We start from the raw sequence: 22,060 nt of genomic DNA, 5'->3' as shown, positions 1-22,060 counted from the left end.
TGTCCGTTGGATTGGAAAAATAAATATGAACAATGGTTAGCACATAAGTCATTAGACAAAGAATTAAAGCGTTTATTAACAGAGCGTCAAGACGACCTGAAATGGCTGGAAGATTGTTTTTATAAAAACTTAGAATTTGGCACAGGCGGCATGCGGGGAGAAATTGGTCCGGGGACAAACCGGATGAACATATACACGATTCGGAAAGCATCAGAAGGTTTGGCGCGATACATAGAGTCCTTTGGCGAAGAAGCAAAAAAACGCGGTGTTGTCATTGCCTATGATTCGCGGCATAAGTCTCGGGAATTTGCGATGGAAGCAGCGAAAACATTGGCCACTCACGGCATTCAAACATATGTATTTGATGAGCTGAGACCGACGCCGGAGCTTTCGTTTGCTGTTCGTTATTTGCATGCATTTTCCGGCATCGTCATCACCGCAAGCCATAATCCGCCAGAATATAATGGATATAAAGTATATGGAGAAGATGGGGGCAGCTTCCTCCAGACACGGCAGATGCGGTGATTCGATACGTCAATGAAGTGGAAAATGAACTTGATATCCATGTTGAGGACGAAGCAATTTTAAAAGAAAAAGGGCTCATTCAAATCATCGGCGAAGAAGTGGACAATGCTTATATTGACGCTGTAAAAACGGTCTCCCTTCAACCGAAGCTTGCGGAAGAAGTCGATATTCACATCGTTTTTACACCGCTTCACGGCACATCAAACAAACCGATTCGCCGCGCGTTAAAGGAACTTGGATACCGAAATGTATTTGTTGTTGAGGAACAAGAGCAGCCAGATCCGAACTTTTCCACAGTTGCATCGCCAAACCCAGAGGAGCATGCGGCATTTGCGTTAGCGATAGAGTACGGCAAAAAAGTCAATGCTGACTTGTTAATTGCGACAGACCCTGACGCCGACCGATTAGGGATTGCCGTAAAAAATGAAAAAGGCGACTATGTTGTATTGACCGGAAATCAAACAGGAGGCTTATTGCTTCATTACCTGCTATCCCAAAAGAAAGAAAAAGGGATATTGCCGCAAAATGGCGTGGTGCTAAAAACGATTGTAACCTCCGAGTTTGGCCGCGCGATTGCGCAATCTTTCGGCTTAGATACGGTGGATACATTAACAGGATTTAAATTTATCGGCGAAAAAATAAAAGAATATGAACAGACCGGTCAGTATACGTTCCAATTTGGCTATGAGGAAAGCTATGGCTATTTAATCGGTGATTTTGTACGTGATAAAGACGCGGTCCAAGCAGCGGTATTAGCGGTGGAAGTATGTGCTTTTTATAAAAAACAAGGTATGTCTTTATATGAAGGATTGCTGCAATTATTTCAACAATACGGCTATTACCGTGAAGGACAGCAGTCATTAACGTTAAAAGGAAGAGAAGGTGCGGAAACAATCCAGGCTATCCTAACATCTTTCCGCAATGAACCTCCGGTAGAAGTAGCAGGAAAAAAAGTAACCGTGATCGAGGATTACAAAACGAAAGAACGGGTAAATACTGCGGCTGGTGAAAAAACAATGATTACACTTCCGACTTCCAACGTATTAAAGTATTTGCTGGAAGACGATTCATGGTTTTGCTTGCGCCCTTCGGGAACAGAGCCAAAAATCAAAGTATATTTCGGCGTGAAAGGGAAGTCATTAGCCGACAGTGAAGCAAAGCTGCAACAACTTTCCAATGCAGTGATGAAACGAGTTCATAACTTTCTTCGCACTGCTTCGCCATCTTAAATGATAAACATAACGGAAAGGATCATGCCACATGTTAACAAACCAAGTAGCGATTATCACAGGAGCTTCTCGAGGAATCGGAAAGGCCATTGCGTTTCAATTGGCGGAACAAGGAGCAAAATTGGCGCTCGTGGGAAGTTCTGAAGGGGTTTATGAAACGGAAAAAGAGCTGAAAGAAAAAGGATTCTCTTATGTGAAGGCGTTCCAAGTGGACGTTGCCAATGAACAGCAGATGCAAAAGATGGTCACAGAAGTATTAGAAGAGTTTGGGCAAATCGATATTCTCGTCAACAATGCAGGAATCGGATTTTTTAAAGAAGTGGAAGAGACAACTGTGGAAGAATGGGAACGCATCTTTGCTGTTAATGTTCAAGGCGTGTTCATTGGGGTAAAAGCGGTGCTTCCGCATATGAAAGAAAGAAAATCGGGAACGATTATTACCATTTCTTCCGATGTCGGCCGCTACACGATTCCGAACGGAGCGGCATACACCGCGACCAAATACGCCGTTCAAGGATTTTCCGGTTCGCTTGCGCAGGAAGTAAGAAAGTACGGCATTCGCGTTGGTACGATTAACCCAGGAATGGTTGATACATACTTCGCCAATTCCATCCAAGGCGTTCCGGAAAAACGCGATTGGCTAAAAGCTGAAGATGTCGCCAAAGCAGTCGTCTATATGGCAAGCGCTCCAAAGCATATGCTGATCGATGAAATCGTCCTTCATCCGCTCATTCAACAGTATCCTATTGCATAAGCCAAAAAAGACAATGCCGAAGGTCGGCGTTGTCTTTTTTCTATACGATTGGAGCGAAGGGGGAAGGAAAATGAGCAAGGACAAGCAGGATATTCAAGAATTGCTTACATTAAAATCCATTGCCGAAACATTGAATGAGTGCAATGATTTAAAGGAAATGCTGCAGACGGTATTAAAGGAATTAATACAAGTGATGAGATTGCAATGCGGCTGGATTTTTTTTGTTCATCCAAAAGAAGGATACTCTCTTATTGCTGACTATCAATTACCTCCTGCACTGACATGGGAAAATAAGAAGCCGATGTGCGAAGGAGGCTGTTGGTGTTTGGAACGGTACAGAGATGGGCGGCTGCAGCGGGCAGCGAATGTCATTGAATGCAAGCGGCTTGAAAAGGCAATCGAAGAGCAATGGGGAGATACCAATGGCGTTACCCACCACGCGAGCATTCCTCTTCGTGCAGGGGATGAGAAATTTGGAGTGCTCAATGTAGCTGCTCCGCATAAAACGAGTTTTACAAATAAAGAACTGGCATTATTAGAAGCGGTTGCTTATCAAATCGGGACAGCAATAAAGCGAATCAAGCTCGCTGAAAATGAACAAAACCTCGCGTTAATAGCAGAACGCAACCGCTTAGCGCGAGATTTGCACGATTCGGTGAGCCAATTATTATTTTCGCTGCAGTTGACGGCCCGCGGCGCAAAAGAAATGACTCAAGACGAAACAATAAAAGATACGTTCGCCTACATTCAACAATTAGCGCAAGAAGCCCTTCAGGAATGCGGGCGCTTATTTGGCAGCTTCGTCCGCATGGGTTGGAACATGGGCTAGCCAACGCCTTTCAGCATTACGGAGATATGCTCGGGTTAAAAGTAACCGTGGATATTAACGGACTGATCGATTTATCTAATGAAGTCGAAGAGTGTTTATGGCGCGTGGGACAAGAAGCATTGAATAACTGCAAAAAACACGCGGGAGTGTCTGAGGTTGATATGGCGATCCACGTCCAAAAGCACTATGTCCATATGAAAATACATGATGAGGGATGCGGATTTTCCAAGACGGATGGACATCCTTTTTCTCTCGGCTTAAATAGTATGAAAGAGAGGGTCGCATCGTTAAATGGCGACATTCATATCAAAAGTGCCGCAGAGGAAGGAACGACGATTGATGTCATCATTCCGTTGAAAAAGGGGAGAGGATAATGGGGTCAACGTACTTATTGTGGATGACCATCATGTTGTTCGGCGAGGATTAGTTTTTTTCCTCAACACGCAAAAAGAAATTAACGTAGTCGGTGAAGCGTCCAATGGAAAAGAAGCGGTGGAACGGGTGAAAGAACTGCAACCAGATGTCGTGTTAATGGATTTGGTCATGCCGGTTATGGATGGCGTGGAAGCAACGAAAAAAATAAAGGAGCTGTCTCCTCATACGAAGATTCTCATTTTAACAAGCTTTTCTGATGTGGATCATGTTATTCCCGCCATTCGTGCCGGCGCGTCGGGGTATCAATTGAAGGATGTAGAACCAGATCAGTTAGTACAAGTGATTATATCTGTGTACCGAGGCGAAAATCAGCTTCACCCGAAAGTCACCACGCATTTAATGACTCATGTGTCAAAGGGAGGGGATCGTAAGGAACAACTTATTGAAGTATTGACGAAGCGGGAAAAAGAAGTGCTTGCGGAAATTGCGAAAGGAAAAAGCAATAAAGAGATTGCCGCAGCATTAATGATTACAGAAAAAACGGTCAAAACGCATGTATCCAATATACTTGCTAAGTTAAATCTTGCGGATCGCACCCAAGCGGCTCTTTATGCTGTAAAACATCTCAGACTTTAGTTGTATTGAGGCTTCGGCTATTTTCGTATGTACAGCTCTCCCGATTTGCCGGCGAAAGAAGCCATTCCTTTGATTACACTATAATCAGAAAAACAAGGAAAAAAGGAGAGAAATGCCATGCATATCGTTGTAGTGAACGGAAGTCCGCGCAAATCGGGGAGAACGGGAATCGTTGCTAGACATATTGCAAAGCAATATGGAGCGCAGCTTATCGATTTAAGTGAAGGAGCCATACCGCTATATAACGGTGAAGCAGGCCAAGAAGAGTTGCCTGCTGTGTGCCAGTTACGCGAACAAATTCAGCAAGCCGATGGCATTGTGCTTTGTTCCCCAGAGTATCATAGTGCGATGAGCGGAGCGCTAAAAAACTCTCTTGATTTTTTAAGCAGCGATCAATTCGAACACAAACCAGCTGCTCTTATTGCGGTGGCAGGGGGAGGAAAAGGCGGAATCAATGCCTTAAACAATATGCGTACAGTAATGCGTGGATTGCATGCCAACGCCATTCCAAAACAGCTTGTCTTAGATTCCTCTTGTTTCGTTGATGATCATTTAACCCAAGCGGCGGCTATGCAAGTGGATGATATCCTTTCTGAGTTGCACCGTTATATCAGCGCAGCCAAGTGGTGGAGAGAGAAAAAAGAATAAGATGACCGAAGGATGCCGCTATATGAAAGCTTGTCCGCTATTGTTTTGGTTTTTGCTTGCTTCGTTCATGCCTTTTATTGGTGTAATGATGACCAATTGTCTTCATCCGATTTATATCACCGATGTCTTAAAGGAAGATAGTTCGGTATACGGAATCCAAAGTATGGTGTATGGAATTGGTGCGGCGCTTGCAGGGGCTGTAGTTCCGTTGTTGCTGAGGAGAATCGGAACAGAAATAAGCATTACGATCACCGTATTTATGTATGCGATGGCGATGACGATGTTTCTTTTCGTAAAAAACACGTGGATATTTTATCTGCTTGTAAGCATTACCGCGTTTGGCAATGCGGGTACAAGGGTGGCACGCAGCTTGTTAATGATGGAACGAATCCCAAATGAGAAAATCGGGCGGGTAGACAGTTTATTTCGTGCGTTCGGTTTTCTTATTCGTTCCATCTTGTTAAGCGTATTTACTGGCCTCGTTTCATTAGAGCATGTCCTGATTCCATATGCCATATTAAGCGGATTGCTTATCATTTCCGGGCTATTGGTGCTAAGGACTGGAGAATCGGTGAAAAAAGAACAATTTCATGTGACAGGATAAAAGGAGATTTTTCTTATACATCGGTCGGAGAATCGATAGGATAAATAATGGGGAATTGGATCGAACCAATTCCCCGTTTTTTATTTAGGAATAAGCGTATTGCTCAGCTCCTGTTTTTTGTTCGCTTGCCTCAAGGGCATGGTCGATATAACGCAACAGAGCGGTTAGCCGCTTTTGAATGACTGAGTAATCATATTCAAAATTGTAGGCGTGAAGAAATTGCTCAATTTTTTTCGAAAGCAAATCATCTTGTGTACGCACCATTAAAATAAGCAAATTATCCCATTCGGAGCGGTGCGTATAGTATAATGCTTTGTCATAATCGATGGTGTTCAAGTTCATGCCTCCTTTATAGAAGGAGATGTCTTTAGTGTATGATGGTTCTTGTTTTTTTTTACGCTGTAAATGTTACGTTAGAAGGTAAAAAATAAATTTACCGGTTTCAAAGTGCCGGTGTTTTACTTCTTTTTTTGCTGATAAAACCAATATATTGTGAGCAGGCAAATGAGGAGAATAAATACGGCCATAAAAAAAGTGCGATATTCATCCATATATTGTTTAATTATAATCCAATTCTTCCCTAAATAATTACCAATTGTAAGAAAGGTGAAGACCCAGACAAATGCTCCGCTATAGGCATATAACATAAATTTTTTTCGATCGTATGCGTTAAATCCAGCTAAAAATGCAGCAAGATGACGGATGCCAGGGATAAAATAGCAAATAAACAGCACCGATGGCCCTAGTTTGGCAAATAATGCTTTCGTTTGCTCTATTCGCTTTTCTGTAATATGTATTTTTGGACCTATTTTCTGCAAAAACGGCAATCCGAGTTTTACTCCTAAATAGTAGCTGATGGAGATACCAGCTATAGCACCAATAAAGCCAAAAACAAATGAGATAGGATATGACATGGAACCTGTGGAAATTCGGTATCCAATGTACGTAAGTAGCAGCTCATCCGGAATCGGCATACCGACAATTCCTAACATTAACACGACCATAATGCCGATATATCCAAAATGATCGATAAAATAATGTAAATAATGCTCCACTGTATCACCACACTTTAATAGTATGAGCAAAGCGAGTCAGCAGAAAATAAATGGGCTTTATTATTTGCTAATGTCCATTATAAACAATACATACGTTGAAGGAAATTTTTTATATAAAGATGGGGAAGAAAAGTAGACATATGATTGATCAGTCGTATGGATTAAACGCGAAATATGGAATGGACTTATACGTATCAAAACTCCTTTTTCCTCATACATTGTGATAAGAGGGAAAAGGGGAGGAGATGTGCATGCGACAAGATGATTTGAAGGAGTTGGAACGGGCGATTGCGGAGATTACGGAAATCGCTGAAGGGTTTGGGCTTGATTTTTATCCGATGCGTTATGAAATTTGTCCAGCGGATATTATTTATACGTTTGGTGCGTATGGCATGCCAACGCGGTTTTCCCACTGGACTTTTGGCAAGCAGTTTCACAAAATGAAACTGCAATACGATTTAGGCTTAAGCAAAATTTACGAGCTAGTCATTAACTCTGACCCTTGTTACGCATTTTTATTGGATACAAATTCGCTGATTCAAAATAAATTGATCGTCGCACATGTATTAGCGCATAGTGACTTTTTCAAAAATAACGTTCGTTTCAGCAACACAAAGCGGGATATGGTCGAAAGCATGGCAGCAACCGCCGAGAGAATCAAACATTACGAACATCAATATGGAAAATTGGAAGTAGAAAAGTTTTTAGATGCGGTATTGGCAATTCAAGAGCATATCGATCCGTCACTGCTTCGTCCGAAATTATCATGGACTTTGGAAGATACGGAAGTATACGAAGAAGAAGAACCGCCAAAAATAGCGTCGCCATATGATGATTTATGGTTGCTCGATGAAAAAGATAAGCCGACTCCGCCACCGCGTAAAAAGCGACGGAAATTCCCGCCGCAACCGGAAAAAGACGTATTATTGTTTATTGAAGAATATAGCCGTGAGCTGGAAGAATGGCAGCGCGATATTTTAACGATGATGCGCGAAGAAATGTTATACTTTTGGCCGCAGTTGGAGACGAAAATCATGAACGAAGGCTGGGCTTCGTTTTGCAAAGGAGCTTAAATATGTAAATGAGAAATCACTTGTATACGAAAGTGATTTTTTTATTTTCTTGATGTTAAAATGTTTAAATATTGCACATTTGATTAATGGTTTGCTGCATGGTTCGATAATGTTTAGTGATCATGCTAAAATAACATTTGTAATACATTTTGTCCTGGTGAACCATAAATTTCTTTGACAAATGGAAGATGATGTATAAAATTTTGTGTAAAGCATTTTGCTAGACCAAAAGAAAAAAGGTAGGGTATTCTCTGATTGAACCCAAACATTCCAGAGAAAGGAGAACCCTACCTATGTCTAAAAGTATACCGAATGTCGACTGGGCAAATCAACTGGAAAGTGTCATTCGTCAGTTTGTAAAGGAAAAATTAGAACTGATCATGCGGGAAGAAATCAAGAATTTCCTCGAAATAGAACAGGCCGGAACATCAAATATGAGAAACGGCTACTATCAGCGAAATCTAGATACGCAATATGGCCGGATTGAGGGTCTTTTGGTTCCAAGAGACCGAAACGGGGAATTTCAAACACAGTTGTTTGCCCCTTATCAACGCCACACCGGCTGGCTGGAGGAAGCCATCATCAGGATGTATCAAAGTGGCATGAGTACACGGGAAATTGGCAAGTTTATCGAACGAATTCTAGGAAATGCTTATTCTCCAGCGACGATCAGCCGTATTACCGATGTCGTGAAAGAAGACATCGAGAAATGGCACCATCGTCCACTATCCAAACGTTATTCTGTCTTATATTTGGACGGCTTGTACGTGAAACTTCGCCGGGATACGGTAGAGAAAGAAGTTATTTATGTGGTGTTAGGAGTGAACGAAGAAGGATATCGCGAAATTCTGGATTTCTTCGTGGGAGGACAAGAAAGCGCCTATGGATGGCGGGAGATTCTCCAACAGCTCTACAAAAGAGGCGTCAAGGAAGTGCTTCTGGGCGTATTCGATGGACTACCGGGGCTGGAGGAAGCCTTTAAGGCGGTGTATCCGAAAGCCGATGTGCAGCGCTGTGTCGTGCACAAAGTCCGCAACACCCTCAGCCGTGTTCGGAAAAAAGACCAATTCGAAGTGGCCGAGGATCTCAAGCTGATTTATCGCGCGCCGAATAAGGAGATGGCGTTACAAATGTTTCAACAGTTTGAGTCGAAATGGTCCAGCAAGTATCCGAGAGAAGTTCAATCTTGGGCAAATGAGTTGGATGTCCTCCTTACATTTATGGATTATCCAAGCAGTATTCGAAGTGTGATTTACACGACCAATGCCATCGAACGAACGATCAAGGAGATTCGGAAACGCCTAAAACCGATGAACAGTTTGAATAGTTTAGAAGCCGCTGAAAAAATCGTGTATTTGACCATTCAAGATTTTAATGAGAAATGGGCAGGGCGAAAGTTGCGAGGATTTGCCGAAGCGCATGAAGCCCTTCAACGAATGTTTGAAGAACGTTATCATTAACCAAATACTGTAAATAAACAAAATAGGGGGATTCTCCCTTTCCACACAGGAGACTGAATATTCAGTCTCCTGTGTGGAGAAAATCAGTCCCCTATCAATTCAAATCCATTTCAGAGAAACCCTACCCCATTTACATTACACAAAATTCTTGACGGTACCAAATGGAAAATTGTATAATTTGTTGAATGTTAAAAGGATTGTTTCTTTTCGTTGTCAAATAATTGTAGTAAATATTAGAAATTTAAAGGAGATATATGGCGGAATGGACGCGAAGGATTTGTTGCGTATTATAGAAGATGGAGAAAATGCCGAATTGGAATGTAAAGCAGCCAAAGGCGGTCTACCGAAAGATGTTTGGGAAACGTATTCTGCTTTTGCAAATACAAATGGCGGTATTATTTTGCTTGGGGTTGAGCAAAAAGGACAAGAGTTTTTCCCAGTCGATGTTGATGCAAAAAAGTTAGTCAAAGACTTTTGGGATGGAATTAATAATCCCCAAAGGATTAGTAAAAATATCTTAGTGGATCGAAATGTAGAAATTATTGAAGTTGATGGGAAAGAAATCGTGAAAATTTATGTTCCAAGAGCTTCACGTGAGGACAAGCCAATTTATATTGGTCATAATCCTTTTACAGGTACATATCGCCGCAATTATGAAGGAGACTATAAATGTACAAAAGAAGAAGTACAGCGAATGATAGCGGATCAATCTCCAATTCCTCAAGACAGCAAAGTTCTTCCCAATTACGGTTTAAATGATTTGAATATGGAATCGGTGAGAAGTTATCGAAATCGCTTTTCTTCTTTGAAACCAGATCATCCTTGGAATGGTTTAGAACTGAAGGACTTTTTATATAAAATTGGAGCTTTGGGAAGGCTACGCGAAACCAACGAGGAAGGGCTAACATTAGCCGGGTTGCTCATGTTTGGGGAAGAGCGCAGCATTACAGAGTATTTACCGCAGTATTTCTTAGAATATCGGGAAAAGAGTTCGGATGTGCCGGGGGAGAGATGGACAGATCGGATTATTTCTTCCGACGGCACTTGGTCGGGGAATTTGTATGATTTTTATTTTAAAGTGATCCGCAGACTAACGGATGATTTAAACATTCCTTTTCAAATGGAGGGGCTTTTTCGCAAGGATGATACAAGGGTGCACGCTGCTCTTCGTGAGGCTTTAGTCAATACGTTGGCTCATGCCGATTACTACGGGCGACGCGGAATTGTTATCGAAAAGGAAAAGATGTTATTTCGATTTTCCAACCCGGGTGTTCTTCGGATTCCTTTGCAACAAGCACTGAAAGGTGGAATAAGTGATCCGAGAAATCCAACGATTTTTAAAATGTTTATGTTAATCGGACTTGGTGAACGGGCAGGGTCGGGGATTGAGAATATTCATTTGGCGTGGAAAGAACAACATTGGACTGCCCCAGAATTAATTGAAGAATTTCAGCCGGATCGCACGATTCTTACGTTGCGAACAACTTCATTATTACCGCAGGAAAGCGTCGATTTTCTAAAAGCAGTTCTTGGGAAACATTATAAGTTTTTAACCAATGATGAAGTATTAATTTTAGTGACGGCACATCAAGAAAATTATGTGACCAATACGAGATTGCAAAGCCTGACAGATAAAAAGAGTGATGAAATAAGCAAATTATTATCCGGACTGGTGGAAAAAGGATATTTAGAACCAAATGGACAAGGAAGAGGTACAAAATATACGCTAACGGAAATGTTTCATCAAAAGTCTATAGGGAACTCCAGATATAATCGGATAAGCTCCGGACCTAATGTTAATAACTCCGGACCTAACGCTGCTAACTCCGGACCTAACGAAAACGAACAAACAAAAGATTATGAAAAAGTGCTATTGGATATTTCTGAATTAGCAAGGAAGAAAAAGAGATTACATCCTTCCGAAATGGATGAGATCATTTTAAATCTTTGTGCAATTAAGCCGTTAACGCTCAAAGAATTAAGTCAATTACTGAATAGGCAGATGGATCCTCTTCGCAAAAAGTACATTTCACGATTGCTTAGGGAAGGAAAGTTAGAACTGCTATATCCGGAGCAAGTAAATCATCCGAAACAAGCATATATGACACGATCTCTTTTTAACCAGCATTAGGATACTGGATTCCTAATGCTGGTTTATTGTTATTAGACAAATTTCTCGATGATGTATAAAAGTTTGTGTAAAACATTTTGCTAGAACAAAAGAAAAAAGGTAGGGTATTCTCTGATTGGACCAAAAATCTTAGAGAAAGGAGAACCCTACCTATGTCTAAAAGAAGTATACCGAATGTCGACTGGGCAAATCAACTGGAAAGTGTTATTCGTCAATTTGTGAAAGAAAAATTAGAGCTGATTATGCGGGAAGAAATCAAACATTTCCTCGAAATCGAACAGGCTCGAACACCGAATAGGAGAAACGGCTGCTATCTCCGTTGTGTTCGGAAAAAAGATCAATTCGAAATGGCGGAGGACCTGAAACTCATTTATCGTTCTCCGAATAAAGAAATCGCATTGGAGATGTTTCAACAGTTTCAATCCAAATGGTCTCACAAATACCCAAGGGAAGTCCAATCGTGGGCAAATGAGTTGGATGTCCTTCTCACCTTTATGGACTATCCAAGCAGTATTCGAAGTGTGATTTATACAACCAATGCCATTGAACGAACGATCAAAGAGATTCGGAAACGTCTAAAGCCGATGAACAGTTTGAGCAGTTTAGAAGCCGCGGAAAAAGTCGTGTATTTGACCATCCAAGATTTTAATGAGAAATGGGCAGGGCGAAAGTTAAGAGGATTTGCCGAAGCACAGGAAGCCCTCGAGCGAATGTTTGAAGAACGTTACAATTAACCAAATAATGTAAATATCAAACCAATACGATAAGGGGATTCTCCCTTTCTGCGCAATAGACTGAATATTCAGTCCCTCGTGTGGAGGAAACTAGTCCCCTATCCATTCCAAATCCATTTCAGAGATACCCTATCTATCTTGCATTACACAAAATTCTTGACGGTACCTATTATAACTGATCATATTATAGTTGACTAATATAATATGTTGATTTAGCTTTATAAATTGACAATATTTTGAACAATTTATTATTACGCTGAATATGTCCACCCCTTATGATATATTAGTCATGTCTAATGTTATAAGAGGTGACAAGGATGAAATATAAGGGAATGATTGTTTTACTTCTGCTCACTTTGATCATTTCGGCTTGCAGTTCCAATAAAGAACAATCACATCAAGAGCATTCTTCCAATGGGGATTTGCAAGAAAAAACTGCTTCTGCTGACGTTTTACCGACCTTTTTGAAAGGTCAAAGTGAAGAGGTCCGCTTGGTATATCAAGCTGCTGGCAAATCAATAGAGTTGTTACAATGGATTCCTTGTTATTGCGGTTGTGCCGAGAGTGCGGGACATAAAAGTAGTATGAATTGCTTTGTCAAAAAAATCAATAAAGATGGTTCTGTTGTCTGGGATGACCACGGTACTCGTTGTGGTGTTTGCTTACAAATCGCAGCGGAATCCATTAAAATGAAACAAGAAGGTAAGTCTATAAAGGAAATTCGCCATTACATTGATGAAAAGTACAAAGAAGGTTACGCAAAACCAACTAAAACTCCAATGCCTTTATAATAAACAAACCTCACTTTTCCGAAAACGAAGGCTTTACAATCCTCCCACGGTGGAGGATTTTTTGTTTTCTTAAGGCATATTTTATAAGTTTGGCAGATATAAAAGTAAAGACAACTTAGTACAAGGGGGATGATGGATGAACTCACTTTGGCTTTTAGGGTTTTCTGCTTCTGCTATTGGAATGTTATCTGGCGGAGTGATTGCTTGGTTGTTTAAAGGCTGGCAAAAAGGAACGCCAACCATTTTTTCAGTATGTAGTGGTATGATATTTGGACTGGTCACGATGGAAATTTTGCCTGAAAGCATAGAAATTGGAGGTTGGTTTATTGCTATTGTCGGATTGATTTTTGGTTATTTTATTTATAAGCATCTAGAAAAGGTTTCCCATCATGTGATCATTATTACCAATGACGCTAAAAAAGACTTATTTGTACATTCTGGTCTATTTTTAACATTCAGTATTGCCCTACACAATTTTCCAACAGGCATCGCACTTGGAGCCAATACTCACGATTCATTGACTAAACCAATGATGACTGCGATTATGCTTCACAATATTCCAGAAGGTATTGCTGTTTTTACTCCCTTGCTGATGGCTGGGTTTGGAATTCTCAGCATCATACTTGGGGCAACCATAGCCTCCGCCCCCATAGGAGTTGGAGCATTCATCGGAAGCAATTACGGAATGGGGGTTCCTTGGTTAGTAGCAATGATTATCGCATTGGCGATGGGGGTAATGCTTTCCGTGACGGGAAAAGAAATTTTTGGAACAGCTTTACGCGCATCTACCAAAATATACTGTGTTATCATGGCTATAATCGGTTTTATATTGGTTTCATTTTACTTGTTTTTTCTGTAAAAAACTTGAGGATAACGTCATACGGGAACTTGAAGAAGAATTTACAAAAGATGTGCTGATATTCGAAAGGACAGCTCACTGCTGTCCTTTTTATACCCTTAAATCGCCATGTTGCAAGTCCGATTTTTCCACCTGAACGGTTGTCATCATCCTCCTTCCATTCATTATGAGCTAAATAACCCATTTTCATGAAAAAACATTTCCTAAACTTGACAAAAAAATGAATATAAAATATGATACATACATATGAACATATGCTCATATATAATAAATAAAGTGAGGGGAATCATCATGAAGATGGAAGACCATTCTTTCTTAAAATCTGAAACCATTGAAAATGTATCGCGAATATTTAAGGTATTAGCCGATCCAACACGAATCAAAATTCTTTATTTGTTATCGCAAGAAGAGTGCAATGTCAATCACATTGCAGAAGTGTTGGAAATGTCTCAATCAGCCGTTTCCCATCAACTTAGTATGTTACGAAATCTGAGACTGGTTAAGTATCGCCGTGAAGGAAAAACACTGTTTTACTCCTGCGATGACGAACATGTTATTTCATTATTAAAACAAGCCATTGACCATTCTGAACATCATTAAGGAGGTATTTTATCATGCATCATCATCACCACCATCATTCTCACGACCACCATGGTCATCACCATCACCACGGACATCACCATGATCACAGTAGAGAAGGAAATAAAAAAGGGCTTACAATTGCCCTTCTCATTACCGCTGGAATTATGTTGTTAGAGTTTTTCGGAGGTTTAATCACAAACAGCCTAGCCCTTCTTTCTGACTCTGGTCATATGCTTAGTGATGCTAGTTCACTTGTTCTTAGCTTAGTGGCAATTTGGTTTGCCACCAAACCAGCTTCCCCCAATAAAACGTATGGCTTTTATCGTTTTGAAATCTTAGCCGCTTTGTTTAATGGAGTTACCTTGTTTGTTATCGCTGGATTTATTATTTGGGAAGCAATTGAACGTTTTTACAATCCTCCAACCGTGGCTAGCGGCTCTATGATGCTGATTGCGTCCATTGGACTTTTTGCCAATCTTTTAAGTGCCTGGGCGTTAATGAAAAAAGGGGATGTAAAAAATAATGTCAATCTGCGTAGTGCCTATCTTCATGTGATCGGTGACGCTTTGGGTTCCGTAGGTGCTATCATCGCTGGGCTTGTCATGTGGCTCTTTAGTTGGTATGTCGCTGACCCCATTATTTCCATTTTGGTTGCCTTATTAATCTTGAAAGGCGCTTGGGGAGTGATTAAACATACGGTTCACATTTTGATGGAAGGAACGCCAATTACCATTGACCAAAATGAAGTGAAAAAAGCCTTAGAAAGTATTGAAGGAGTGATTAACGTTCACGACCTTCATATTTGGACAATTACTTCAGGGTTAGACTCATTAAGTTGCCATATTTTGATTGAAGATCATCAAGACAGCCAAAAGGTTTTACAAGAAGCGATCCATTTTATTGAGGACCACTTTAAAATTCAGCATGCAACCATTCAAATTGAAACCTCTCAAATCCATCACGGGGAAATGAAAGTTTAATCCTTTTCAGAAGAGAGGTGATAAAATGCAACACATCGTTGATGTTCTGGTTATCGGTGCTAGTCAGGCAGGACTAGCGATGGGATATTATCTGAAACAAAATAATATATTGTTTGCCATTGTTGGCAAGGAAAATCGAATCGGAGATGTTTGGAGAAACCGATATGATTCCTTAGTTCTTTTTACTCCTCGCTGGTTCAGTTCTTTGCCAGGAATGGCTTTAAAGGGTGACCCGAACGGATATCCAACCAAGGATGAAATTGCCGATTATTTAGAGGATTATGCTCAAAAATTTGAATTACCTATTCATCTGAACACAGAAGTCATTTCCCTTCAAAAAGAAGATGAGATTTTTAAAGTTACAACCAATAATGGTAATTATGTGGCAGAGAAAGTGGTTGTAGCAACGGGTCCTTTCCAAAAGCCATACATTCCACCATTTGCAGAAAGCTTATCCGATAAAGTGTATCAAGTGCATACATCCCGTTATTTGAATCCATCTCAATTACAAGAAGGCTCTGTTTTGGTAGTCGGTGCGGGAAATTCAGGGGCACAAATTGCTGTTGAATTGTCCGAAGACAGAGAAGTTTATTTATCTGTAGGTCATAAAATGAAGTTCTTTCCACTTGAAATAATGGGTAAAAGTATTTTCTGGTGGTTTAAAAAATTAGGTTTATTAAATGTCCATATCAACAGCTCGTTAGGTCAGTTTATCAGTAAGCAAAGTGACCCTATTTTCGGTAAAGAACTGAAACATTTAATACAAGAAGGCAAAATTAAAATTAAACCCAGAACAGAAAGTATTTTAGGAGATGTTATTTCTTTTGCAGATAACAGTCAAATTCAAGTTCAAAATGTCATTTGGGCAACTGGATTTTATTCTGATTACAGTTGGATTCAAATTCCGAATGTTTTAGACCATAGAGGAAAGCCCATTCACCAAAGAGGGGTAACTTCTGTGAAAGGATTGTACTTCTTGGGATTGCCGTGGCAGTATCGAAGGGGATCTGCTCTTATTGGAGGAGTGGGTGCCGATGCAGAGTATTTGATAAATGATATTTTAAACCATTGAAGGTGCTTGCAATGTTGTGGTTAGAACTTTTTATAGCCCTTCTAAGCTTAGCGTAAGTGGGAGAGTATTCATTCAAACATAAGCTTCAAATATCATTAAATGGTTTGAACAAGGTCAGTACCTTGTTCAATATTTTAGCGATCTTAAACTAACAAACGATAAAAGTTTCCATTGACTAAAAAAGTTTCTGATGTACAATTTATTTAGGCAACATTTTCTTTGCTCTTACATATATCTAATTCTAAGTTGTAGGAGCAAATTTTTTTACCCCAAAAGTTTCCTTAATGCAAAATATTTAGCGAAAACCAATCATGAGGTGATCATCATGAGTGAAAATATAAAAAAACTGCCGTTAGTCGTTGAGGAAGGTTGGAGAAAGAAACGGACACAACCAACATTGCCCGAAGTATATAGAAGTTTGCGTATACCAAAAACGGGTTCTTGGATGAAAAAGTTTCTTGCGTTTGCTGGACCAGGATGCTTAGTTGCCGTGGGGTATATGGACCCGGGAAACTGGGCGACTGATATCGCAGGAGGTTCCCAGTTCGGATACACGTTGCTTTCCGTTATTTTGCTTTCCAATTTAATGGCAATATTGCTTCAAGCATTGGCTGGCAAGTTGGGAATTGTAACGGGAAGGGATTTAGCCAAGCTTGTCGCGACCATTACAGCAAGCCTGTAGCAATGATCTTATGGGTTTTATGCGAGTTGGCAATCGCAGCTTGTGATCTAGCCGAAGTGATCGGTTCGGCAATCGCTTTGAAATTGTTGTTTGGCATTCCGTTAATATATGGAGTGATTATTACAGCTCTGGATGTACTGGTCGTATTGCTACTGCAGAATAAAGGTTTTCGTTATATTGAAACGTTGGTGATTGTTTTAATTCTAACCATTGGTGCTTGCTTTGCGACTGAAATCTTTCTTTCTAAACCAGATGTAGGTGGCATATTGAAGGGATTTGTTCCAAGCAAAGAGATTATTAACAATCCATCCATGCTCTATATTGCAATCGGGATTTTAGGTGCAACCGTAATGCCTCATAATCTTTATCTGCATTCTTCCATTGTGCAGACACGTCAATACGAACAAACCAGCTCGGGTAAACGACAAGCGATCAAATATGCTACTTGGGATTCAACGATTGCCCTATTCTTCGCTTTATTTATTAATGCAGCGATCCTTATTGTTTCTTCTGCTACGTTCCATAAAGCAGGAATGAAAGATGTTGCGGAGATTGAAGATGCTTATCACTTGCTCTCTCCACTGCTTGGAACAACACTTGGAAGTATTTTATTTGGAGTTGCTTTGTTGGCTTCTGGTCAAAACTCCACATTAACGGGAACCTTAGCTGGTCAAATTGTGATGGAAGGTTTTCTAAATATTCGCCTTCCTGCTTGGTTAAGAAGACTGATAACTCGATTGATTGCCATTGTCCCAGCCGTTGTTGTAACTGCTCTTTATGGCGAAAGCGGAACGGCTCAATTACTTATTTTGAGCCAAGTGATTCTTTCTTTACAGCTCTCTTTTGCGGTAGTGCCTCTCGTTCAATTCACTAGCGATAAAAAGAAAATGGGTGAGTTCGCAAATCCATTATGGTTGAAAGTTCTTGCTTGGATGGTAGCGGTTGTGATTATCAGCTTAAACGCATATTTATTGTTCCAAACATTCTTTGGTTAAGGAATAATAAACCTCATTATCTTTTTGCGGATAATGAGGTTTATTGTTTTTATCTAATAGAATTTTTTGATGTAGCTAATTAAATGAATCGCACGGTAAATATTGGGTTGATTTTTTTAAATTCCATTCTTTTTTTGTTTTTAATTCAAATAAATATTTGAATAATAAAAGAAATGGGGTATAATATATTCAAACGGAAATTTGAATATGAAAGAGGGATAATGAATGAGTAAGAAAGATACATGTGAAATTTATTGTTATAACGAAGAAAAAGTCAATCGAATACATGGTGAATTGCAAAAAGAAGATATATCTAGTGTTGTCCAGTTGTTTAAAGCACTGGCAGATGAAAATAGGGCAAAAATTGTCTATTCACTTTGCCAAGATGAAGAGTTATGTGTATGTGATATTGCTAATATCATCGGGGCTTCTGTTGCAACCACTTCCCATCATTTACGCACCCTTTATAAACAAGGGATTGTAAAGTATCGAAAAGAAGGAAAGCTAGCATTTTATTCGCTGGATGATGACCATATTAAGCAGTTAATCATGATTGCGTTAGCACATGAGAAAGAGGTGAAAGTCCGTGTCTGAACAACAAGCAAAATTATCTGAGAAAGAAATGAAAACCTACCGTGTTCAAGGATTTACTTGTGCAAACTGTGCAGCAAAGTTTGAAAATAATGTAAAATCATTGCCAGGTGTTCAAGATGCTAAAGTAAACTTTGGAGCATCTAAAATTACCGTTTGGGGTACAACAACCATCGAAGAATTAGAAAAAGCAGGAGCTTTTGAAAACTTAAAGGTTCGGGAAGATAAAGAAAAAGCAGTCAAGCGTGAACCTTTTTGGAAGCAAAAAGAGAACATTAAAGTGTATATTTCCGCCGTTTTGCTTGTGATCAGTTGGTTTTTAGGGAAGCAATACGGAGAAGAGCATATCTTTGCGACAATTGGATATGCTGCAGCAATTTTAATCGGTGGATATTCGTTATTTATAAAAGGTTTCAAAAACCTAGTTCGATTGAATTTTGATATGAATACGCTGATGACAGTGGCGATTTTAGGAGCTGCAGCGATTGGTGAATGGGGAGAAGGTGCAACGGTTGTTATTCTATTCGCCATTAGCGAAGCCTTAGAGCGTTATTCCATGGATAAAGCTCGTCAATCCATTGAATCGTTGATGGATATTGCTCCAAAAGAAGCATTAATTCGTCGCGGAAATGAAGAAATGATGGTCCCTGTTGACGATATTCAAGTCGGAGATATTATGATCGTAAAGCCTGGTCAGAAATTAGCGATGGATGGAATCGTCATCAAGGGTACATCTACGCTAAATCAGGCTGCCATTACGGGAGAAAGTGTTCCAGTAACCAAAACAGTCGGTGATGAAGTCTTTGCAGGAACATTGAATGAAGAAGGGTTATTGGAAGTAAAAGTTACAAAACGAGTGGAAGATACAACTCTTTCGAAAATCATCCATTTAGTGGAAGAAGCTCAAGCAGAACGAGCACCTTCTCAAGCGTTTGTAGATCGTTTTGCCAAATACTATACACCAGCCATTATCATTTTTGCTCTTTTACTAGCCGTTATTCCTCCATTATTTATGGGTGCTGATTGGAGCGAATGGATTTATCGAGGTCTAGCTGTATTAGTGGTTGGTTGTCCGTGTGCGTTGGTTATTTCCACGCCTGTTTCGATTGTAACTGCCATTGGAAATGCAGCGAAAAACGGTGTGTTAATTAAAGGTGGTATTTATTTAGAGGAAGCAGGAAACTTAAAAGTGATTGCTTTTGATAAAACAGGAACATTAACAAAAGGTATTCCTTCCGTCACCGATGTAGTCACTTATAATGGCAATGAAAATGAACTAATGACCATTACAGCAGCCATTGAAAAAGGCTCACAACATCCACTTGCTTCCGCCATTATAAGAAAAGCAGAAGAAGATGGATTGAATTTTAATGATGTATCGGTTGAAGAATTCCAATCCATTACAGGTAAAGGGGTCAAAGCCAAAGTAAATAACGCAATGTATTATGTCGGAAGTCCAGGTCTTTTTGAAGAACTTCTTCCAAATGGCATCCAATCAGAAATAAAAGAACAAATTACAACCCTTCAAATACAAGGGAAAACGGTCATGGCATTAGGAACGGAAAAAGAAATTCTGGCGTTAATTGCCGTGGCAGACGAAATAAGAGAATCATCCAAAGAGGTTATTCGAAAACTTCATCAAGTCGGTATTGAAAAAACGGTGATGCTGACGGGAGATAACCAAAGAACAGCCGAAGCCATCGGAAAACAAGTCGGTGTTTCCGATATTAAAGCCGATTTACTTCCAGAAGATAAACTGAATTTCATCAAAGAGCTTCGCGACAAGTATCGAAGTGTTGCGATGGTTGGAGATGGTGTGAACGATGCACCAGCTCTTGCAGCTTCAACCGTTGGTGTGGCAATGGGTGGTGCTGGAACCGATACAGCCCTTGAAACAGCCGATATTGCTTTAATGTCTGATGATTTAAGTAAATTGCCATATACGATTAAATTGAGCCGCAAGGCTTTAGCAATTATTAAGCAAAACATTACCTTCTCTTTGGGCATTAAGGTGCTGGCGTTATTGTTAATTGTACCTGGTTGGTTAACGTTATGGTTAGCGATATTTGCGGATATGGGAGCAACATTAATCGTAACATTAAACAGCATGCGATTGCTAAATGTGAAAGAATAATGCAATAGTTGAAGAAGACACACAAAAAGACCGAATTTATTTCGGTCTTTTTGTGTGGTTTAAAAATCAACATTGAAATTTAACAAAGCCCTGATTAAAAACAGTCAAAACTAACAAAACAAATGACCTAAATTTTAGAGATCTTAATTAATTAAATGGGATTTTAATAAAAATGCTTGGCGCTTAAAGCCAAGCATTTCTTATTTTCCTAAAATTACTTAGGTAATGTCATAGGTATAACATTACCAACATATTTTTATTTTAAATAATTTTGAGCGGGGGAGAAGGAGATGGAAGTATATAATGTTCACCAAGCACTAAAAATACTTCAGGAATATTACATTACTGACTCAATTCAAATGGTTACTCGTTGGATCAGAGAAGGAAAGATTAAAGCAGAACGTTCGGCAAATCGAAAGGAGGATTGGCGAATTTATCACGATGATTTATTCGAGTTTATTGAAGAACAGAGACCAGGTTTGCCTGAAGTAATGGGAGTTTATGAATGGTATGTAGAAAACTCTTTTTCAATGTTGGCGAATGACCATCGTGAAAAGCATAATAAATTGGATTCTGAAGAAGTTAAAGGTGATAGCACTCACTCGGAAGAATTAATGAAACAGCTCATGGAGGAGAAGAATCAATTAGAAAATCAACTCATTAATATGCAGGATGAGTTGAACTTGGTTTACGAGCAAATCACTGAATTAACGGTTAAAGTTCAAAAACTGGAAGAAGAAAATGCTTTTTTAATCGGTTTATATGAGCAAATGGATGAGATGTATCAAGAATTAGAAAAGAAAAATCAACAAGAAAGTAGTAATGAAACACCAAAAACAATGGAACGCAAATTAAAGAAAGAGATGTCTATTGAAGATTTTAAAATGATTTTCGAAAAAGTGATCAAGGGATACAAAAGTGAAACAATAAACTACATACAGCAAGAAAATAAACTAATCAACGAAATATATACGTTGTTTTTCAATGAAGATGGAGAGTTAAAAAACGAGGTTATTGATGATGGAGAATATATTTGTCCATTGACTAAGAAGAAGTATAAAAAAAATTTAAGATCCATGCTTAAAAACGCGATCCGAACCAAATTAGAACAAATCCTGAATTCAGTTGACGAAACAGTGTTAGCTAACGACTCGAGTCGTTAGTCTTTTTTACTTATCAAATAAATAAGGATTTGAAATGGAGTTAACAAACGAACCGAAACAAATAAAAGAAATTTATGACGAGGAGGAGAATCTCTCGTTCTGAAGAATAACAACAAATGGAGACGAGATAAGGCAAGTTTACTTCCGACTTTCACATT

16 protein-coding genes and 5 pseudogenes are annotated in these 22,060 nt (G+C 39.6%); 19 read left to right on the top strand and 2 right to left on the bottom strand.

All coding sequences use genetic code 11. The features are described from left to right. Nucleotides 1-6 precede the first annotated feature (6 nt). The 6 genes and pseudogenes from NXM86_RS15320 (at nt 7) to NXM86_RS15295 (ending at nt 5,600) form a co-directional block, all read left to right on the top strand. Nucleotides 7-1,754: pseudogene (locus NXM86_RS15320) on the top strand (phospho-sugar mutase). A 31-nt stretch (nt 1,755-1,785) separates the two neighbouring features. Beyond that, a complete protein-coding gene (locus tag NXM86_RS15315; RefSeq protein ID WP_498958250.1) occupies nt 1,786-2,508 on the top strand; it encodes an SDR family oxidoreductase in 723 nt (240 codons plus the stop codon). Between the two features lie 70 nt (nt 2,509-2,578). Next, nucleotides 2,579-3,711, top strand: a pseudogene (locus NXM86_RS15310) (GAF domain-containing sensor histidine kinase). Between the two features lie 16 nt (nt 3,712-3,727). Beyond that, nucleotides 3,728-4,348: a response regulator gene (locus NXM86_RS15305; RefSeq protein WP_498959050.1), complete on the top strand. Its 621-nt coding sequence runs from the start codon at nt 3,728-3,730 to the stop codon at nt 4,346-4,348. 117 nt (nt 4,349-4,465) lie between these two features. Beyond that, nucleotides 4,466-4,996 (top strand): NADPH-dependent FMN reductase, encoded by a 531-nt coding sequence (locus NXM86_RS15300; protein ID WP_012749249.1) that lies wholly within the window; start codon nt 4,466-4,468, stop codon nt 4,994-4,996. Between the two features lie 22 nt (nt 4,997-5,018). Beyond that, nucleotides 5,019-5,600: an MFS transporter gene (locus NXM86_RS15295; RefSeq protein ID WP_233131627.1), complete on the top strand. Its 582-nt coding sequence runs from the start codon at nt 5,019-5,021 to the stop codon at nt 5,598-5,600. Nucleotides 5,601-5,684: 84 nt separating this feature from the next. On the opposite strand, the gene NXM86_RS15290 is transcribed toward NXM86_RS15295, so the two are convergent. After that, nucleotides 5,685-5,936 (bottom strand): YhdB family protein, encoded by a 252-nt coding sequence (locus NXM86_RS15290; RefSeq protein WP_012749250.1) that lies wholly within the window; start codon nt 5,934-5,936, stop codon nt 5,685-5,687. Between the two features lie 122 nt (nt 5,937-6,058). Beyond that, a complete protein-coding gene (locus NXM86_RS15285; RefSeq protein WP_012749251.1) occupies nt 6,059-6,655 on the bottom strand; it encodes a DedA family protein in 597 nt (198 codons plus the stop codon). Nucleotides 6,656-6,906: 251 nt separating this feature from the next. Between NXM86_RS15285 and NXM86_RS15280 the strand changes: the two are divergent. From NXM86_RS15280 to NXM86_RS15220, 13 genes and pseudogenes are all read left to right on the top strand, one after another. Continuing rightward, nucleotides 6,907-7,713: pseudogene (locus tag NXM86_RS15280) on the top strand (SpoVR family protein); the annotation flags it as partial. Between the two features lie 308 nt (nt 7,714-8,021). Next, nucleotides 8,022-9,188, top strand: coding sequence for an IS256 family transposase (locus NXM86_RS15275; RefSeq protein ID WP_498958249.1), 1,167 nt, complete (start codon nt 8,022-8,024; stop codon nt 9,186-9,188). Nucleotides 9,189-9,450: 262 nt separating this feature from the next. Next, nucleotides 9,451-11,319 carry an RNA/DNA-binding domain-containing protein gene (locus NXM86_RS15270; RefSeq protein ID WP_498959049.1) on the top strand — a complete coding sequence of 623 codons (1,869 nt, stop codon included), beginning with the start codon at nt 9,451-9,453 and terminating at the stop codon, nt 11,317-11,319. Nucleotides 11,320-11,633: 314 nt separating this feature from the next. Then, nucleotides 11,634-12,053 (top strand): annotated as a pseudogene (locus tag NXM86_RS15265) (transposase); the annotation flags it as partial. A gap of 317 nt (nt 12,054-12,370) precedes the next feature. Next, on the top strand, nt 12,371-12,844 hold the full coding sequence (locus NXM86_RS15260; protein ID WP_011230081.1) for a PCYCGC domain-containing protein: 474 nt from the start codon (nt 12,371-12,373) through the stop codon (nt 12,842-12,844). A 136-nt stretch (nt 12,845-12,980) separates the two neighbouring features. Next, nucleotides 12,981-13,703 (top strand): ZIP family metal transporter, encoded by a 723-nt coding sequence (locus NXM86_RS15255; RefSeq protein ID WP_012749256.1) that lies wholly within the window; start codon nt 12,981-12,983, stop codon nt 13,701-13,703. Nucleotides 13,704-13,994: 291 nt separating this feature from the next. Next, the gene (locus tag NXM86_RS15250) at nt 13,995-14,303 is read left to right on the top strand and encodes an ArsR/SmtB family transcription factor (protein WP_011230084.1); all 309 of its coding nucleotides are present in this window, start codon (nt 13,995-13,997) and stop codon (nt 14,301-14,303) included. Nucleotides 14,304-14,317: 14 nt separating this feature from the next. Then, entirely contained in the window at nt 14,318-15,265 is a 948-nt protein-coding gene (locus NXM86_RS15245) for a cation diffusion facilitator family transporter (protein ID WP_011230085.1), read from the top strand. 25 nt (nt 15,266-15,290) lie between these two features. After that, nucleotides 15,291-16,337 carry a flavin-containing monooxygenase gene (locus tag NXM86_RS15240; RefSeq protein ID WP_011230086.1) on the top strand — a complete coding sequence of 349 codons (1,047 nt, stop codon included), beginning with the start codon at nt 15,291-15,293 and terminating at the stop codon, nt 16,335-16,337. 325 nt (nt 16,338-16,662) lie between these two features. Beyond that, nucleotides 16,663-18,014, top strand: a pseudogene (locus tag NXM86_RS15235) (Nramp family divalent metal transporter). A gap of 225 nt (nt 18,015-18,239) precedes the next feature. Then, the gene (locus tag NXM86_RS15230; protein WP_050367243.1) at nt 18,240-18,608 is read left to right on the top strand and encodes an ArsR/SmtB family transcription factor; all 369 of its coding nucleotides are present in this window, start codon (nt 18,240-18,242) and stop codon (nt 18,606-18,608) included. After that, the gene (locus NXM86_RS15225; protein WP_498958248.1) at nt 18,601-20,739 is read left to right on the top strand and encodes a heavy metal translocating P-type ATPase; all 2,139 of its coding nucleotides are present in this window, start codon (nt 18,601-18,603) and stop codon (nt 20,737-20,739) included. Before NXM86_RS15230 ends, NXM86_RS15225 begins: the two co-directional genes overlap by 8 nt. A 290-nt stretch (nt 20,740-21,029) precedes the next feature. Continuing rightward, nucleotides 21,030-21,902, top strand: coding sequence for a MerR family transcriptional regulator (locus NXM86_RS15220; RefSeq protein WP_498958247.1), 873 nt, complete (start codon nt 21,030-21,032; stop codon nt 21,900-21,902). Nucleotides 21,903-22,060 lie beyond the last annotated feature (158 nt).

Origin of the sequence: Geobacillus sp. CX412, from assembly GCF_027942335.1 — a bacterium.
Lineage (GTDB): Bacteria > Bacillota > Bacilli > Bacillales > Anoxybacillaceae > Parageobacillus_B > Parageobacillus_B toebii.
The sequence above is the reverse complement of the archived record's forward strand: the minus strand, read 5'-3'. Positions and strand labels throughout refer to the sequence as shown.

Bases quoted from the DNA above. Each gene is read 5' to 3' on its own strand.
- NXM86_RS15315 (WP_498958250.1), top strand. From the start codon at position 1,786: ATGTTAACAAACCAAGTAGCGATTATCACAGGAGCTTCTCGAGGAATC.
- NXM86_RS15275 (WP_498958249.1), top strand. From the start codon at position 8,022: ATGTCTAAAAGTATACCGAATGTCGACTGGGCAAATCAACTGGAAAGT.
- NXM86_RS15220 (WP_498958247.1), top strand. From the start codon at position 21,030: ATGGAAGTATATAATGTTCACCAAGCACTAAAAATACTTCAGGAATAT.
- NXM86_RS15300 (WP_012749249.1), top strand. From the start codon at position 4,466: ATGCATATCGTTGTAGTGAACGGAAGTCCGCGCAAATCGGGGAGAACG.
- NXM86_RS15230 (WP_050367243.1), top strand. From the start codon at position 18,240: ATGAGTAAGAAAGATACATGTGAAATTTATTGTTATAACGAAGAAAAA.
- NXM86_RS15260 (WP_011230081.1), top strand. From the start codon at position 12,371: ATGAAATATAAGGGAATGATTGTTTTACTTCTGCTCACTTTGATCATT.
- NXM86_RS15295 (WP_233131627.1), top strand. From the start codon at position 5,019: ATGAAAGCTTGTCCGCTATTGTTTTGGTTTTTGCTTGCTTCGTTCATG.
- NXM86_RS15270 (WP_498959049.1), top strand. From the start codon at position 9,451: ATGGACGCGAAGGATTTGTTGCGTATTATAGAAGATGGAGAAAATGCC.
- NXM86_RS15255 (WP_012749256.1), top strand. From the start codon at position 12,981: ATGAACTCACTTTGGCTTTTAGGGTTTTCTGCTTCTGCTATTGGAATG.
- NXM86_RS15250 (WP_011230084.1), top strand. From the start codon at position 13,995: ATGAAGATGGAAGACCATTCTTTCTTAAAATCTGAAACCATTGAAAAT.
- NXM86_RS15245 (WP_011230085.1), top strand. From the start codon at position 14,318: ATGCATCATCATCACCACCATCATTCTCACGACCACCATGGTCATCAC.
- NXM86_RS15240 (WP_011230086.1), top strand. From the start codon at position 15,291: ATGCAACACATCGTTGATGTTCTGGTTATCGGTGCTAGTCAGGCAGGA.